Origin of the sequence: Pseudomonas sp. MRSN 12121 (genome assembly GCF_000931465.1) — a bacterium.
Taxonomy (GTDB): Bacteria; Pseudomonadota; Gammaproteobacteria; order Pseudomonadales; family Pseudomonadaceae; genus Aquipseudomonas.
In genome coordinates this window covers 4,966,481-4,980,970 of record NZ_CP010892.1, presented here as the reverse complement: position 1 = coordinate 4,980,970, position 14,490 = coordinate 4,966,481, and the positions used below count along the sequence as shown (strand labels likewise).

12 protein-coding genes are annotated in these 14,490 nt (G+C 64.7%); 8 read left to right on the top strand and 4 right to left on the bottom strand.

Annotated elements, in window-relative coordinates:
- The 5 genes from kdpA (at position 1) to TO66_RS22495 (ending at position 8,013) form a co-directional block, all read left to right on the top strand.
- A complete protein-coding gene (gene kdpA / locus TO66_RS22515) occupies positions 1 to 1,710 on the top strand; it encodes a potassium-transporting ATPase subunit KdpA (RefSeq protein ID WP_044464336.1) in 1,710 nt (569 codons plus the stop codon).
- A gap of 10 nt (positions 1,711 to 1,720) precedes the next feature.
- The gene (gene kdpB / locus TO66_RS22510; RefSeq protein WP_044466135.1) at positions 1,721 to 3,820 is read left to right on the top strand and encodes a potassium-transporting ATPase subunit KdpB; all 2,100 of its coding nucleotides are present in this window, start codon (positions 1,721 to 1,723) and stop codon (positions 3,818 to 3,820) included.
- A 128-nt stretch (positions 3,821 to 3,948) separates the two neighbouring features.
- Complete coding sequence (kdpC, locus tag TO66_RS22505; RefSeq protein ID WP_044466134.1) at positions 3,949 to 4,500, top strand: potassium-transporting ATPase subunit KdpC; 552 nt, start codon at positions 3,949 to 3,951, stop codon at positions 4,498 to 4,500.
- 52 nt (positions 4,501 to 4,552) lie between these two features.
- Positions 4,553 to 7,204, top strand: coding sequence for a sensor histidine kinase KdpD (locus tag TO66_RS22500; protein WP_044464335.1), 2,652 nt, complete (start codon positions 4,553 to 4,555; stop codon positions 7,202 to 7,204).
- A 113-nt stretch (positions 7,205 to 7,317) separates the two neighbouring features.
- Positions 7,318 to 8,013, top strand: a complete 696-nt coding sequence (locus TO66_RS22495) for a response regulator (protein ID WP_044464334.1) — start codon at positions 7,318 to 7,320, stop codon at positions 8,011 to 8,013.
- 21 nt (positions 8,014 to 8,034) lie between these two features.
- On the opposite strand, the gene TO66_RS22490 is transcribed toward TO66_RS22495, so the two are convergent.
- The gene (locus TO66_RS22490; protein ID WP_044464333.1) at positions 8,035 to 9,075 is read right to left on the bottom strand and encodes a patatin-like phospholipase family protein; all 1,041 of its coding nucleotides are present in this window, start codon (positions 9,073 to 9,075) and stop codon (positions 8,035 to 8,037) included.
- A gap of 241 nt (positions 9,076 to 9,316) precedes the next feature.
- Here TO66_RS22490 and TO66_RS22485 point away from each other — a divergent pair, with 241 nt between their 5' ends.
- The 3 genes from TO66_RS22485 to TO66_RS22475 all read left to right on the top strand — a co-directional run bounded on the left by TO66_RS22485 (position 9,317) and on the right by TO66_RS22475 (position 11,406).
- Positions 9,317 to 9,595 (top strand): hypothetical protein, encoded by a 279-nt coding sequence (locus TO66_RS22485; RefSeq protein ID WP_044464332.1) that lies wholly within the window; start codon positions 9,317 to 9,319, stop codon positions 9,593 to 9,595.
- 138 nt (positions 9,596 to 9,733) lie between these two features.
- On the top strand, positions 9,734 to 10,501 hold the full coding sequence (locus TO66_RS22480) for a CHAD domain-containing protein (RefSeq protein ID WP_044466133.1): 768 nt from the start codon (positions 9,734 to 9,736) through the stop codon (positions 10,499 to 10,501).
- Between the two features lie 107 nt (positions 10,502 to 10,608).
- Positions 10,609 to 11,406: an acyl-CoA thioesterase II gene (locus TO66_RS22475; protein WP_044464331.1), complete on the top strand. Its 798-nt coding sequence runs from the start codon at positions 10,609 to 10,611 to the stop codon at positions 11,404 to 11,406.
- A gap of 7 nt (positions 11,407 to 11,413) precedes the next feature.
- On the opposite strand, the gene TO66_RS22470 is transcribed toward TO66_RS22475, so the two are convergent.
- The 3 genes from TO66_RS22470 to TO66_RS22460 all read right to left on the bottom strand — a co-directional run bounded on the left by TO66_RS22470 (position 11,414) and on the right by TO66_RS22460 (position 14,255).
- Positions 11,414 to 11,776 (bottom strand): Mpo1-like protein, encoded by a 363-nt coding sequence (locus TO66_RS22470; protein ID WP_044464330.1) that lies wholly within the window; start codon positions 11,774 to 11,776, stop codon positions 11,414 to 11,416.
- A gap of 105 nt (positions 11,777 to 11,881) precedes the next feature.
- Complete coding sequence (locus TO66_RS22465) at positions 11,882 to 13,363, bottom strand: methyl-accepting chemotaxis protein (RefSeq protein ID WP_044464329.1); 1,482 nt, start codon at positions 13,361 to 13,363, stop codon at positions 11,882 to 11,884.
- An 85-nt stretch (positions 13,364 to 13,448) separates the two neighbouring features.
- Positions 13,449 to 14,255, bottom strand: a complete 807-nt coding sequence (locus TO66_RS22460) for a TatD family hydrolase (protein WP_044464328.1) — start codon at positions 14,253 to 14,255, stop codon at positions 13,449 to 13,451.
- Positions 14,256 to 14,490: the final 235 nt, after the last annotated feature.

Here is a 14,490-nt window from a genome sequence, read left to right as displayed (position 1 = left end):
ATGCACAGTTATGACTATTGGCTGATCCTCGGCTTCTTTGCCGTGGTGCTGCTGCCCGCGCCTTTCCTGGGGCGCTTCTATTACAAGGTCATGGAGGGCCAGCGCACCTGGCTGACACCGCTGCTGGGGCCGGTCGAGCGTGCCTGCTACCGGCTCTCGGGCGTCGATGCGCAGAGTGAACAGAGCTGGCAGAAATACACCCTGGCGCTGCTCGCCTTCAACCTGGCGGGCTTTGTGCTGTTGTTCGCGATCCTGCTGTTCCAGGACCATTTGCCGCTCAACCCACAGAACCTGCCAGGGCAGGAGTGGACGCTGGCGTTCAACACCGCGGTCAGTTTCATGACCAATACCAACTGGCAGTCGTATAGCGGCGAGGCTTCGTTGAGCTACCTGAGCCAGATGGCTGGCCTGACCGTGCAGAACTTCGTCAGTGCCGCCACCGGCCTGGCGGTGCTGGTTGCCTTGTGCCGGGGCATCGGCCGGCGCTCGGCGCAAACCCTGGGCAACTTCTGGGTCGACATGACCCGCGCCACCCTCTACGGCCTGCTGCCGCTGTGCTTGCTGCTTGCGCTGTTCCTGGTCTGGCAGGGCGTGCCGCAAACCTTCGCCCAGTACGTCAATGCCGTGACCCTGCAAGGTGTCGACCAGGTGATTCCGCTGGGCCCGGCCGCCAGCCAGATCGCCATCAAGCAACTGGGTACCAACGGCGGCGGTTTCTTCGGTGTCAACTCGGCGCACCCGTTCGAAAACCCGACGGCCTGGAGCAACCTGTTCGAGGTGGCCTCGATCATCCTGATTCCGGTGGCCCTGGTGTTCACCTTCGGCCACTACGTCAAGGACCTGCGGCAGAGCCGGGCGATCATCGCCTGCATGCTGGCCTTGTTCCTGATCGGCGGCGCCACCTCGCTGTGGGCCGAGTACCAGCCCAACCCGACCCTGAACAATGTCGCCGTCGAGCAGACCGCACCGCTGGAAGGCAAGGAAACACGCTTCGGCACCACCGCCACGGTGCTCTGGTCGGTGACCACTACCGCAGCGTCCAACGGTTCGGTGAACGGCATGCATGACAGCCTCAGTCCGCTGAGCGGCATGGTCGCGCTGGTCAACATGATGGTGGGCGAGGTGATTTTCGGCGGTGTCGGCGCAGGGCTCTACGGCATGTTGCTGAACGTCCTGATCGCGGTGTTCCTCGCCGGCCTGATGATTGGGCGCACCCCGGAATACCTGGGCAAGAAGCTGCAGGCCAGGGAAGTGCAATTGCTGGTAGTAACCCTGATGGTGATGCCGGTCGGCGTGCTGGTGCTGGGCGCCATCGCCGCCAGCCTGCCGGGGCCGGTGGCCGCGGTGAGCAATCCTGGCCCCCACGGCTTCAGCCAGTTGCTGTACGCCTATACCTCGGCCAGTGCCAACAACGGTTCGGCGTTCGCCGGCCTGGGCGCCAACACGCCGTTCCACAACCTGATGCTGGGCCTGGGCATGCTGATCGGCCGCTTCGGCTACATCCTGCCGGTGCTGGCACTGGCTGGCAGCCTGGCGCTGAAAAAGACCGCGCCGACCGGCCAGAACAGCTTCCCGACCCATGGTCCGCTGTTCGTCACGCTGCTGACCGTGACCATCCTGCTGGTGGGGGGGCTGACCTTCCTGCCGACCCTGGCGCTGGGCCCGATTGCCGAACACTTGAGCATGGTCGCCTTTGGAATGAAGGGCTGAGGACTTAATGATGAATATGCACGTTCCTGCCTCCAAGAAGGTGGCAACCGATAGCGTGGCAGACAAGAGCAAGGCCTCGAAGCACGCCGCGGCCGAACAACAGAAAACCTCGATCGGCGCTCTGTGGCGTCCGGCGCTGGTCCAGGCGTTCGTCAAGCTCGACCCGCGCCAGTTGCAACGCTCGCCGGTGATGCTGGTGGTCGAGCTGACCGCGATCCTCACCACCGTGCTGTGCCTGGTGCCGGATACCGCGGTGCCGACTTTCGTTGCCGCGCAGATCGCGCTCTGGCTGTGGTTCACCGTGCTGTTCGCCAACTTCGCCGAGGCCTTGGCCGAAGGTCGCGGCAAGGCCCGCGCCGACAGCCTCAAGGCCGGCAGCGAAGGCTTGAGCGCGCGGCTGAAAAAGGCCGATGGCAGCTTCCAGGTGATCCCCGCCGCCAATCTGCGCAAGGGTGATGTGGTGCGGGTCGAGGCCGGGGAGATGATCCCGGGCGACGGCGAGGTCATCGAAGGGATCGCGGCGGTCAACGAAGCGGCGATCACCGGTGAGTCGGCCCCGGTCATTCGTGAATCCGGCGGCGACCGCTCGGCCGTGACCGGCAATACGCGCCTGGTGTCCGACTGGTTGCTGGTGCGCGTGACCAGCAATCCCGGCGAATCGACCCTCGACCGGATGATCGCCCTGGTGGAAGGCGCCAAGCGCCAGAAAACCCCGAACGAAGTGGCCCTGGATATCCTGCTGATCGGCCTGACCCTGATCTTCCTGATGGTGGTCGTGACCCTGCAGCCGTTCGCCCACTTCGCCAACGGCAGCCTGCCGCTGGTGTTCCTGGTCGCGCTGCTGGTGACCCTGATCCCGACCACCATCGGCGGCCTGTTGTCGGCCATCGGCATCGCCGGGATGGACCGCCTGGTGCGTCTGAACGTGATCGCCAAGTCCGGTCGCGCCGTGGAAGCGGCGGGGGACGTGCATGTGCTGATGCTCGACAAGACCGGCACCATCACCTTCGGCAACCGTCGTTGCGCGGCCATCCATGCGGCGCCTGGCGTCACCGGCCCGGAAATGGCCGAGGCGACCCTGCTGGCTTCGCTGGCGGACGACACGGCGGAGGGCAAGTCCATCGTCGAATACCTGCGCGGGCTTTATCCACAGCCCGAGCCGGGCGCCGACGAGCTGACCGCGGTGCCGTTCAGCGCCGAAACCCGCCTCTCCGGTGTCGACTACCAAGGCCGGGTCTATCGCAAGGGCGCGGTGGATTCGGTGCTGGCTTTCGTCGGCCTGCAACGCGGCGAACTGGCACCGGCGCTGTCGCGGGAGATCGACAAGATCGCCCAGAGCGGCGGCACGCCGTTGCTGGTTTGCGCCGAGGGCAAGCTGCTGGGCGCCATTCACCTCAAGGACGTGGTCAAGCCCGGCATCCGCGAACGTTTCGCCGAGCTGCGCAAGCTGGGGATCCGCACCGTGATGGTGACCGGCGACAACCCGCTGACCGCTGCCGCCATTGCGGCGGAGGCCGGGGTGGATGACGTGCTGGCCGAAGCCACGCCAGAGAAAAAGCTGGCGCGTATTCGCCACGAGCAGAACGACGGGCGCCTGGTGGCGATGTGCGGCGACGGTGCCAATGATGCGCCGGCGCTGGCCCAGGCCGACGTCGGCATGGCGATGAACGACGGCACCCAGGCGGCGCGCGAGGCGGCGAACATGGTCGACCTCGACAGCGACCCGACCAAGCTGCTGGACGTGGTGCAGATCGGCAAGGAATTGCTGGTGACCCGTGGCGCCTTGATCACCTTTTCCATCGCCAACGATATCGCCAAGTATTTCGCGATCCTGCCGGCGCTGTTCGCGGCGATTTATCCACAGCTGGGCGTGCTCAACGTCATGCAACTGACCAGCCCGCAGAGCGCGATCCTCTCGGCGATCGTGTTCAACGCGCTGATCATCGTCGTGCTGATTCCCCTGGCCCTGCGCGGCGTACGGGTGCAGGCGGCCAGCGCGGCCCACCTGCTGCGCCGCAACCTGCTGGTGTACGGCGTGGGCGGGATCCTGGTGCCGTTCGTGGGCATCAAGCTGATCGACATGCTGCTGAGCGCCTTGCACCTGGTGTAACCGACTTTCTGTAGGAGCGAGCTTGCTCGCGAGGCGTCCTGCCTGATGCTCCGCGTAGGGCCTGGCGCCAGCCGGTTCGCTCCTTCAGAAGATGAGGTGGATTTGTTAACTGAATCGAGGATTTGATGATGTCCACTGTATTGCGTCCGGCCCTGAGCCTGATCGTATTGATGACCCTGATTACCGGCGTGGCCTATCCCCTGGTGGTCACCGGCGTGGCCCAGGTGGCCTTTCCCCGGCAGGCCAACGGCAGCCTGGTCCAGGATGGCGTGGGCAAGGTCCGTGGGTCGGCCCTGATCGCCCAGGATTTCACCGGCGATGCCTGGTTTCATCCGCGGCCATCGGCCGGGGCATTCGCCACGGTCTCCAGCGCGGCCAGCAACCTGGCGCCGAGCAACCCGGCGCTGGCGGCGCGGGTGATCGAGGAGGCTGGCAAGCTGGCGGTGCCCGGACAGGGGCCGGTGCCGCTGGCGCTGCTGACCACTTCGGGCAGCGGCCTGGATCCGCACTTGCCTCCGGCGGCGATTAACTATCAACTGGCGCGGGTCGCAGCGGCGCGCAACCTGCCGGTCGCCACCCTGCAGCAACTGGTCGATGCGCATATCGAGCAACCCCTGATAGGCCCGCCGGTGGTCAACGTGCTGGCCTTGAACATGGCGTTGGACAAGCTCGCCCTGTAGCCAGCTGCTAAACATCCGTAGGTCGATGGTTTGAGTTCAGAGAGAAAAATGCATGAGTGATTCCGGGCGTGCCGACGCATTCTTAGCCGACCTGCCCCATGACGGTCGTGGCCGGCTCAAGGTCTTCCTCGGCGCCGCTCCCGGTGTCGGCAAGACCTACGCCATGCTGCAGGCGGCGCACACGCAGTTGCGCCAGGGGGTGAAGGTCCTGGCCGGCGTGGTGGAAACCCATGGCCGGGCGGAAACCGAAGCCTTGCTCGGCGGCCTGCCGCAACAGCCGCTGGTACGTTCCGAATACCGCGGGGTGATGCTCGAAGAGATGGATCTCGACGGCCTGCTCAAGGCCAGGCCCAAGCTGGTGCTGGTGGACGAACTGGCCCACACCAACGCCCCGGGTAGCCGGCACGCCAAGCGTTGGCAGGATATTCAGGAGTTGCTGGCGGCGGGGATCGACGTCTTTACCACGGTCAACGTGCAGCACCTGGAAAGTCTCAACGACCAGGTCCGCGGCATCACCGGCGTACAGGTCCGGGAAACCCTGCCGGACTGGGTGCTGCAGGAGGCCTACGAGTTGCTGCTGGTGGACCTGCCGCCACGGGAACTGCTGGAGCGCCTGCGCGAAGGCAAGGTGTACGTGCCGGAACAGGCCCGGGCGGCGATCGATGCATTCTTCACCCAGACCAACCTCACGGCCTTGCGCGAACTGGCGATGCAGGCAGCGGCGGCCCAGGTCGACGATGATTTGGCCCAGGGTTATCGCCGCCTCGGACAGGCCGCGCCGGCGGTGCGCGGTCGCTTGCTGGTGGGCGTCGATGGCGATGCCCAGGCCGAACGCCTGGTGCGCCACGCCAGCCACGTTGCCCGGCGGCGGCATTTGCCATGGAGCCTGGTGCACGTGGACGACGGCCGGGTGCCCGACGAGCAATCGCGCCAGCGCCTGCAGAGCGCTCAGCAACTGGCCGAGCGCCTGGGGGGCGAGGTGGTCCTGCTGCGGGCCGGCGAGGTCGCGAAAACCCTGATCCAGCATGCCGCCGAGCGCCGCGCCAGCCTGGTGCTGGTGGGGCAGTCGCGCAAACGCCTGCGCCGGCGGCTGTTTGGCGGGGGGCTGGCGGCGCGCCTGTTGCGCAATGCCGAAGGCCTGGAAATCAACGTCCTCGACAGCGAGGATGAGCCCGGGCAGCCGCGCCTGCGGGCGGAGCGTTCGCTGGTGTGGTTCGACTACGTGCTGGCGGTGCTGGCGACGGTACTGGCGTCGGGATTGTCTTGGGCGGTCGCCAGCGTGCTGGCGTTACCGAACATCTCCCTGGTGTTCCTGGCCGCGGTGTTGCTGGTGGCGGTGCGCAGCAGCCTGGGGCCGGCGCTGGTGTGTGCGGCCCTGTCGTTCCTGACGTACGACTTTCTGTTCATCCCGCCGAACTTTTCCTTTGCCATCCAGCGCGAAGAGGATGTGCTGACGCTGTTGTTCTTCCTCTTGATGGCGGCGTTGACCGGTAACCTGGCGGCACGCCAGCGCCGGCAGTTGCAGGCCCTGCGCGATACCCAGGAAGAAACCAGCGAATTGCTGGACCTGTCGCGCAAGCTGACGGCGGCCACCGACCGGCAGGCGGTGATCAGCGCGGCGGCCCAACACCTCAATGGCTGGAAGGAGTTGCAATTGTGCCTGGTCAATCGCGACGGGCAGGGTGGCTGGAACGTCGAGACGGGCGGGCCGTTGCAGTTTTCCGAAGCTGAGCGGGCTGCCGCCGACTGGGCCTGGCAGCATGACCAGCCGGCGGGCATGGGCACCGGGACCTTGCCGTTCGGGCGCTGGTGGTGGTGGCCGCTATCCGTGGACGAGGGCCCGCTGGGGTTGTTGGGGGTGTGTCCGAAGGAGGGCGAGGAACTGAACGCCCAGCGGCGTCGCCTGCTGAGCGCCCTGAGCCAACCCCTGGCCCAGGCCCTGGCCCGGGCCCGACTGGCCGAAGACCTGGAGGCGGCGCGCCTGCACGGTGAAACCGAGCAATTGCGCAGCGCGTTGCTGGCCTCGGTGTCCCACGACCTGCGCACACCGCTGACTTCGATGCGTGGCAGCATCGACAGCCTGTTGGCGCTGGGGGAGGCGATTCCCCTGGAGGACCGCCGCGAGCTGCTCGAAGGCACGCGCGACGAGGCCGAGCGCCTGGATCGCTACATCCAGAATCTGCTGGACATGACCCGCCTCGGGCATGGCTCGCTGAAGCTGGCGCGGGATTGGGTCGCGCCGGCCGACATCGTCGGTAGTGCCCTGAATCGCCTGCGGGTGGTGCTGGCGCCGTTGCGGGTCAGCACCGAGCTGCCGGCCGAGCTGCCGCTGCTGTATGTGCATGCGGCACTGATCGAACAAGCGTTGATCAATGTCCTGGAAAACGCCGCGCGCTTTTCGCCGGCCCAGGGGCGTTTGCACCTGACGGTCAGTACACGCGACAGCGAGCTGCTGTTCGCGGTGAGCGACGAAGGGCCGGGGATTCCGGAAGAGGACCGCCCGCGGATTTTCGACATGTTCTACACCGCTGCCCGCGGCGATCGCGGCGGGCAAGGCACCGGCCTGGGGCTGGCGATCTGCCAGGGCATGGTCGGCGCCCACGGCGGGCGTATCACGGTGGGCGAGGGCATCGAAGGGCGTGGCACTTGCATCACCTTGTGCCTGCCGCTGCAGGCGCAACCCGAGCTTGAGGGCGAGGCCTGAATGCCGGCAGCCCACATCAATCCAGCGTGGCCAGGAGGGCCGCACATGTTCCTGACGAATCTCGAGACACTCTGCGCTACTCTTGCGCCACTCATTTGCCTTGAACTGAAACCATGAGCCAGACCGCAACCATCCTGGTCATCGACGACGAGCCGCAGATCCGCAAGTTCCTGCGCATCAGCCTGGCGTCCCAGGGCTACAAAGTGCTCGAAGCTGGGACCGGCAACGAAGGCCTGGCCCAGGCGGCATTGAACAAGCCGGACCTCCTGGTGCTCGACCTCGGCCTGCCGGACATGGACGGCCAGCAGGTGCTGCGCGAGTTTCGCGAATGGTCGGGCGCGCCGGTGCTGGTGTTGTCGGTGCGGGCCAGTGAAGGGCAGAAGGTCGAGGCGCTGGATGGCGGGGCCAACGATTACGTGACCAAGCCCTTCGGCATCCAGGAATTCCTGGCGCGGATTCGCGCCCTGTTGCGCCAGGCGCCAGCCGGCGAGGCGCCGGAAGCGGCCTTGAGTTTCGGCCCGCTGACTGTGGACCTGGCGTATCGCCGGGTCTTGCTCGACGGGACCGAAGTGGCGCTGACGCGCAAGGAGTACGCGGTGCTGGCGCAACTGGCGCGACACCCTGGGCGGGTCATCACCCAGCAGCAGTTGCTCAAGGATATCTGGGGCCCGACCCACACCGACGACAGTCACTACCTGCGTATCGTGGTCGGGCACCTGCGCCAGAAGCTGGCGGACGATCCCACCCGGCCGCGTTTTATCGTCACCGAAGCCGGCGTGGGATACCGGTTGCTGGAAGGCGAGAGCTGATGGGCTCGCGGCCGCGTTGATTCAATTCAGGTCGTTCTCGTAGCGGTCCAGCGTATCGCTGGCGATTTCACGCCCCAGTGCGATCAGTTCCGGCGCCTTGTAGAACTCGAAGAAGCGGCATACCCGTTTCGGTACGTTGATCAGGATGTCCGGCGGGTAGCCGGCGATCTTGTACTGCGCCAGCGAAGTCTGCATCACCTCGAAGCTCTGGTTGATCAGGTCCAGCAGGGACGCGGGGCCGACGTTGTCGATGATGAACGAGCCAGTGGCCGACTTCGGCGCGCCGTCGGTTTCCGGGGCCGCGGCCGGTTGCTGGGCCTCGGGTTCGGCGGACTCGATCCAGGGCGTGCCGACGTCGGCGGCCTCGCTGCGTAGCGCTTCCTGTTCGAGCAGCAGCAATTGCTCGGCCTGCTTGCGGCGAAAGGGCAGATGCGAGCCCAGGGAGTTGATCAGGCTGTCGAAGCGGCTCTTGAACGCGGCGGGGCGCTGGATCACCGGTAACTGATAGCGGCGCTGGTTGGTGGAGTTGAGGTTGACGGCGATGATCAGGTCGCAGTGGCTGGAAACCACCGGCACGATCGGCAGCGGGTTGAGCAGACCGCCGTCCACCAGCATGCGATTGCCCTGCATGACCGGCGTGAACAGGCTGGGGATCGCTGCCGATGCCCGCATGGCCTGATGCAGGCAGCCTTCCTGGAACCAGATTTCCTGCTGGTTGGTCAGGTCCGTGGCGACGGCGGTATAGGGAATGCGCAGGTCTTCGATATTGATTTCGCCGACGATCTTGCGGATCTGGCCGAACACCTTCTCCCCGCGTATCGCCCCCAGGCGAAAGCTGACATCCACCAGGCGCAGCACGTCCAGGTAGTCCAGGCTTTCGATCCAGCTGCGATAGTCGTCCAGCTTGCCGGCGGCGTAGATGCCGCCGACCACCGCCCCCATGGAGCATCCCGCGATACAGGCAATCTCGTAGCCACGCTTTTCGATTTCCTCGATCACCCCGATATGGGCATAACCCCGGGCGCCACCAGAGCCCAGGACCAGTGCAACACGCTTCTTCATGACTCGACCCTTCGCCAGACAGATTCCCACAATGCACCCATCGAGGGTTTCGGTTCAATGACTGGCTGCCGGCCCGGACCGGGCGCGAAGGGATTTTTCCAATGCCTTGCGACATGGGATCATGCTCGCGCGGCTATATTTTCCATCGGCGGGCCAAGGCACTTTTTGCGCCGCCGATCGTCTTACCGCTACGACTGTTCTTATCGTTCCCGACTGTTTTCCCTATCTTGAGGTGTCATTGATGAAAGCCTGGATCTGTCTGCCGTTGATTGCATTGGTGCTGGCTGGTTGCGCGGGCAAGACCGCCTATCGCGACAGCTGCGGTACGCAGCTGGATGCGGCCTGGCATGAACTGGACCTGGCCAAGGCGGAAGGTTTTGCCGGCACGGTCAGTTACTCCAAGGCCCTGTCCCTGCTGACCGGAGCCAAGACCCAGCAGCAGTTCGAAGCCTTCGAGGGCTGTACCAGGAAGGCCGAAAAGGCCCGTTTCTATATCCGTGAGTCGCGTGCCGGTCGCTGATCGTCGGATCGCGGTTTGCCGCTAGACTGAAGGACGCTCTTCAGTTTTCGTCTCGCAGGCACCGATGCCTGCAGTCATGCCAGGGCCCGGTCGCAGTCTTCGTGCTGCGAGCCGGGCCGTTCGTTTCGGGGGTCAATGATGTCTGCCTTGGTTGATCGGTTGGTGGCACAGGTGTTGGGGCTGGAGGTGCGCTTGCTGGCGTGCCAGGCGCGTTTGCAGGGCGTGGTCGACGATGAGGCGTTGCACGATCTGCGTACCACGGTTCGCCGCTTGCGCAGCTTGTTGCGGGCATTGCGTGGATTGCCGGGCGTCGAGCAGCTGGAGGCGGTCGCGGCGTCGGTCGGGCAGTTGACGACACCATTGCGTGACCGCGAAGTGCTGGCCGCCTACCTGCATCAGCACGATTACCATCAGGCGGCGCAGCACCGTACCGCGGGCTTGGCCGACGAATATCGAGCCGTGGCGGCCAGCGCCGAACTCAAGCAGTTGCTGCTGGTGCTCGACGCCTTTCCGCGTTTCCTGCGGGCGGCACAACGTGAAGGGCTGTTGCGCGGCTTGCGCAAACGCATCGAAAAACGCCTGGGCAAACAGTGGCAGGCGCTGGATGAGGCCCTGCATGACCCGGCCCATGACCGGCACCGCTTGCGCTTGCTGATCAAGCGCGTGCGGTATGCCGCCGAGGCCTATCCCGAACTGGCGGCGCTTTCACCCCAGGCAGTCTCTCGCTTGAAGGCGGCGCAGGGCGCCTTGGGCGACTGGCACGATTGCTGGCAGTGGTTGGCCCAGGCAGAGCACCAGGCCGATCTGTTGCCTTGTGTGGCGGTGTGGCGCAGCACCATGCACAAGGCCGAAGCACGTGCCGATCGGGTACTCGATAAATTGAGTGCGGCCTGTTTCCGCGGCTGAAAGGTGCCTGGCGGCTTATCTGCCAGCCGTTTTGGCGGGAATAAGTGCTTTACGCTCGGGCGCCGCTGGTTAAGATCCTCGAGTCCTTCTTTCGATCAGAGGTTTCCATGCGCTTTTCCGATTTGCTCGATGCTGTGCGCAGCCAGCCGTTGGAGCTGTCGATTCCAGCCGAGTGGGCGCAGGGGCGTGCCAGTTTCGGCGGATTGGTAGCGGCTCTGCAATATGAAGCGATGCGCGCCAAAGTCCCTGCCGAGCGGCCAGTGCGTTCCCTGGCCATCACCTTTGTCGGCCCGGTGACTCCCGATGTACCGGTGCGCTTCGAAGTCGAGGTGCTGCGCGAAGGGAAGGCGGTCAGCCAGGTCCTGGGGCGCGCCGTGCAGGACGGTCAGGTGGTGACGCTGGTCCAGGGCAGTTTCGGTGCCTCTCGTCCTTCCCAGGTGAGTGTCGTTGCCGAGCAAGCCCCGGTCATGCAGCACTGGGATGAATGCCCCGAGCTGCCGTACGTCAAGGGCGTGATGCCGGAGTTCATGCGTCATCTGGCGATGCGCTGGGCCATTGGCGGCATGCCGTTCACCGGCAACAAGTCGCGGGACATGGGCGGCTGGGTGCGCCTGCGCGGCGATGTGAAAGAGGAGCCGGTGACCGAGTCGCATATCCTGGCCCTGGTGGATGCCTGGCCTCCGGCGCTGTTGCCGCACCTGACCAGCCCGGCCCCTGGCAGCACCCTGACCTGGACCATCGAGTTCGTGCAACCGCTACTCGCGCTGAGCACCCTGGACTGGTGCAAGTACCGGGTGAACATCGAGCATGCCCGTGATGGTTACGGGCACGCGGCCGCGGCACTCTGGAGTGCGGACGGCGGACTGATCGCCCTGAGCCGCCAGACGGTGACCATCTTCGGCTGAGACCTTCTCAATGCCGATGGCGCTCGCGCCAGGCACGCCACCAGGCGCCGCTGAGGACGAAGCGCGGGAAGGTCACGAATTGTTCTACCAACAGACGCTGGACGGCATCCTTTCGATCGGTGAACGGCTCGGCGGCCTGGGCTTCCAGGCTGTGGCCGTGACGCTGCAGGCCCAGCGCGGCGAGCAGGCCGACCACGCCGATGGCGACGTTGGTGAAGCTCAACCCGAATACCCCCGACACCAGCAACAGAAAGCCGACGATGAACAACGGCACGGCGATCAGGTGCAGCACCAGATTGGTTGGGTTGCGATGGTTGTGCGGGTAGGAGCGCCATTGCCAGGCGGGGAGGTTAGGGTGACGTTTACCCATGACGATAATCCTTGATTCGTGAAAAACCGATGAACCAAGGATAGGTCGCGGGTGCTGCCCAGGCGAATCAAGGCTGGCTATCAGGGCAATAGGCGCTCTGGGGGCTCAGAGCTTGAGTTGGCCGATCGCCTTGCTCAACTCTCCGGCCAGGGTCGCCAGTTCGTTGCTGGTAGTGGCGGAGTCGACGGTCTGCTGCACGGTATTTTCCGTGACGTCGCGGATGCTCACCACCGCCCGATTCATTTCTTCCGCCACCTGGCTCTGCTGCTCGGCCGCCACGGCGATCTGCGTATTGCTCTCACGCATCTGCGCCACGGCGGCGGTGATTTCCGCCAGGGCTGCGCCGGCTTCCTGAGCCTGTTGCACACAGTCGTCGGCCTTGAACGAGCTTTCCTGCATGAAATCCACCGCGTCGCGGGTACCGGCCTGCAAGGCTGCGACCATCCGGGTGATTTCATCCGTGGAGGTCTGGACCCGCTTGGCCAGGTTGCGGACCTCGTCGGCGACCACGGCGAACCCGCGCCCCATCTCGCCAGCCCGTGCCGCTTCGATCGCGGCATTGAGCGCCAGCAGGTTGGTCTGCTCGGCGATGCTATGGATCACATTGACCACACCATTGATCTTCTGGCTGTCCTCGGCCAGGCGCTGGATCATCTCCGCGGTCTGCTGCACGCCGGTAGAGAGTCCGGAGATCGACTTCTGCACGCGGCTCACCACCTCCTGGCCGCTGCCGGCGAGTGTGTCGGCGGCCTGGGAGCGGTCCCGGGTCGCGCCGGCGTGCTGGGCGATGTGATAGACAGTGGCGGACATTTCGTTGATCGCGGTTGCGGCCTGGTCGGTTTCGCTTTGCTGGCCCAGCATGCCGTGACGTACATCGTTCATGCTCGAAGCCAGGCGAGCGGCGCCGATATCCAGCTGCCGGGCGGTATTGGCGACCGTGTTGACCACGCGCTGATAGCCGGCCTGCATGGCGTTGAAGGCACCGGCCATCTGGCCGACCTCATCGGTGCACGACAGCGGCACGCGCGCCGAAAGATCACCGGTCTTTTCCACATGCAGCATCACATCCTTGAGGGTGTTCAACTGGCTGAGCAGAAAGCGGATCAGCAGTTGCGAAGCGCCGAGCATGGCCAGCATCAGGATGAATACGGCCACCGCATATTGGCGGAAGCGTTCGCTGAAGACCTGGCTCAGGCTCGGGGCGTGGGCAAGCACCGCCAGTTGCTGGCCCTCGGGTCGAGACAGCACATGTGCGCCGATCAGCGGGTTGTCGCCAAACAGGGGCATTTCATTGAGTGCTACCCAGCCCGTGGCATGGCTAAGCTCCGGCAACGGGCGTTGGTCAAGGCTGGGGATCTGTCCGGCGGCAAAGCTCAAGAGAGGCCCGGCGTTGGGCAGCGCCTGCCCCGTGGGCCATGCGGCGAGCAGATCTGCCTGGGCCCGGGCGGTATTTTGTGCGGCTTGGCTACGGGCTTGCTGTTCCAGTTGGACGGCGTACAGAACCAGTAGCAGGGTAGTGACGAAGGCGACAGCATTGACCGCCCAGAACTTGTACTTCAGTGAGATATTGCTGAGCCAGGCACCCATGGAAGGTCTTCTCTGATTAAGCGGAACAGTATTGGCAAGGTGCCATTATTGTGCCGCCATGCAGAGGGCCGAATCTTGATGTGCATCAAGCAATATCGGGCAAGTCGAAAAAGGCGCGGGCGGTGGCTGTGGTGTGGGTAGCCAGGTCTTCCTGGCTTTCGCTTCGATGCAGGGCCACTTCACGCAGCACTTCCGTCAGGTAGGCCGGTTCGTTGCGACCATTCTTCGGCTTGGGGCGCAGGCTGCGCGGCAATAAATACGGCGCATCGCTTTCGAGCATCAGGCGGCCGCGGGGGATTTCCTTTACCAGCGGGTGCAAGTGAGTGCCGCGGCGTTCGTCGCAGATCCATCCGGTGATACCGATGTGCAGGTCCAGGTCCAGATAGCTGAACAGCGCGCGCTGTTCACCGGTGAAACAATGCACCACGGCGGCGGGTAAACGGTCACGAAACTCACGGACTATTTCCAGCAGGCGCTGGCTGGCATCGCGCTCGTGGAGAAACACCGGCAGTTGCAGTTCGACGGCCAGGGCCAGATGTTCTTCCAGCACTTTTTCTTGCTGCGGGCGGGGGGAGAAGTCCCGGTTGAAGTCCAGTCCGCATTCGCCCACGGCCTTGACGCTGGTCTCCTTGAGCAGGTCGCGCAAACGCTGGGCGCTGGCGCTGTTCCAGTCGCTGGCGCAATGCGGATGGATACCGGCGGTAGAGAACAGGTGGCGACCGCTTGCGTCCAGTTGCCGAGACAGTTCGAGCGCCTGTTCACTGTCCTCGATATGGGTGCCGGTGAGTACCAATTGGCACACGCCGGCGGCATAGGCACGGTCCAGGACGGCGCGATGTTTTTCGGCGAAACTCGGGTTGGTCAGGTTGACGCCGATATCGATGAGTTGCATGGTGCTATCTCCGCCTGCGGCCGGAAAGCATATCAGAGCTGTAGATTTATAAGAAAAGCCAAGAACTACAACGAGTTGAAGCTGTCTCTTGATGCCGGAAGAACAACTGCAGTTGGTTTGCCAGCCGGGGTTGTGCCAGTCTTTCGCATCTTGTCAGCGCTCTAGGCGCTCTGTTTCTGTCGCCCGATTTCTCGCTCGTTTGCGTGAGTTCGGACAGTATTCTTCCCGGAGAGCG

Excerpts from the sequence above, each read along its gene's own strand:
- kdpA (WP_044464336.1), top strand. The coding sequence starts at position 1 with ATGCACAGTTATGACTATTGGCTGATCCTCGGCTTCTTTGCCGTGGTG.
- kdpC (WP_044466134.1), top strand. The coding sequence starts at position 3,949 with ATGTCCACTGTATTGCGTCCGGCCCTGAGCCTGATCGTATTGATGACC.
- TO66_RS22475 (WP_044464331.1), top strand. The coding sequence starts at position 10,609 with ATGCGCTTTTCCGATTTGCTCGATGCTGTGCGCAGCCAGCCGTTGGAG.
- TO66_RS22460 (WP_044464328.1), bottom strand. The coding sequence starts at position 14,255 with ATGCAACTCATCGATATCGGCGTCAACCTGACCAACCCGAGTTTCGCC.
- TO66_RS22485 (WP_044464332.1), top strand. The coding sequence starts at position 9,317 with ATGAAAGCCTGGATCTGTCTGCCGTTGATTGCATTGGTGCTGGCTGGT.
- TO66_RS22490 (WP_044464333.1), bottom strand. The coding sequence starts at position 9,075 with ATGAAGAAGCGTGTTGCACTGGTCCTGGGCTCTGGTGGCGCCCGGGGT.
- TO66_RS22470 (WP_044464330.1), bottom strand. The coding sequence starts at position 11,776 with ATGGGTAAACGTCACCCTAACCTCCCCGCCTGGCAATGGCGCTCCTAC.
- TO66_RS22495 (WP_044464334.1), top strand. The coding sequence starts at position 7,318 with ATGAGCCAGACCGCAACCATCCTGGTCATCGACGACGAGCCGCAGATC.
- TO66_RS22480 (WP_044466133.1), top strand. The coding sequence starts at position 9,734 with ATGTCTGCCTTGGTTGATCGGTTGGTGGCACAGGTGTTGGGGCTGGAG.
- TO66_RS22500 (WP_044464335.1), top strand. The coding sequence starts at position 4,553 with ATGAGTGATTCCGGGCGTGCCGACGCATTCTTAGCCGACCTGCCCCAT.
- TO66_RS22465 (WP_044464329.1), bottom strand. The coding sequence starts at position 13,363 with ATGGGTGCCTGGCTCAGCAATATCTCACTGAAGTACAAGTTCTGGGCG.
- kdpB (WP_044466135.1), top strand. The coding sequence starts at position 1,721 with ATGAATATGCACGTTCCTGCCTCCAAGAAGGTGGCAACCGATAGCGTG.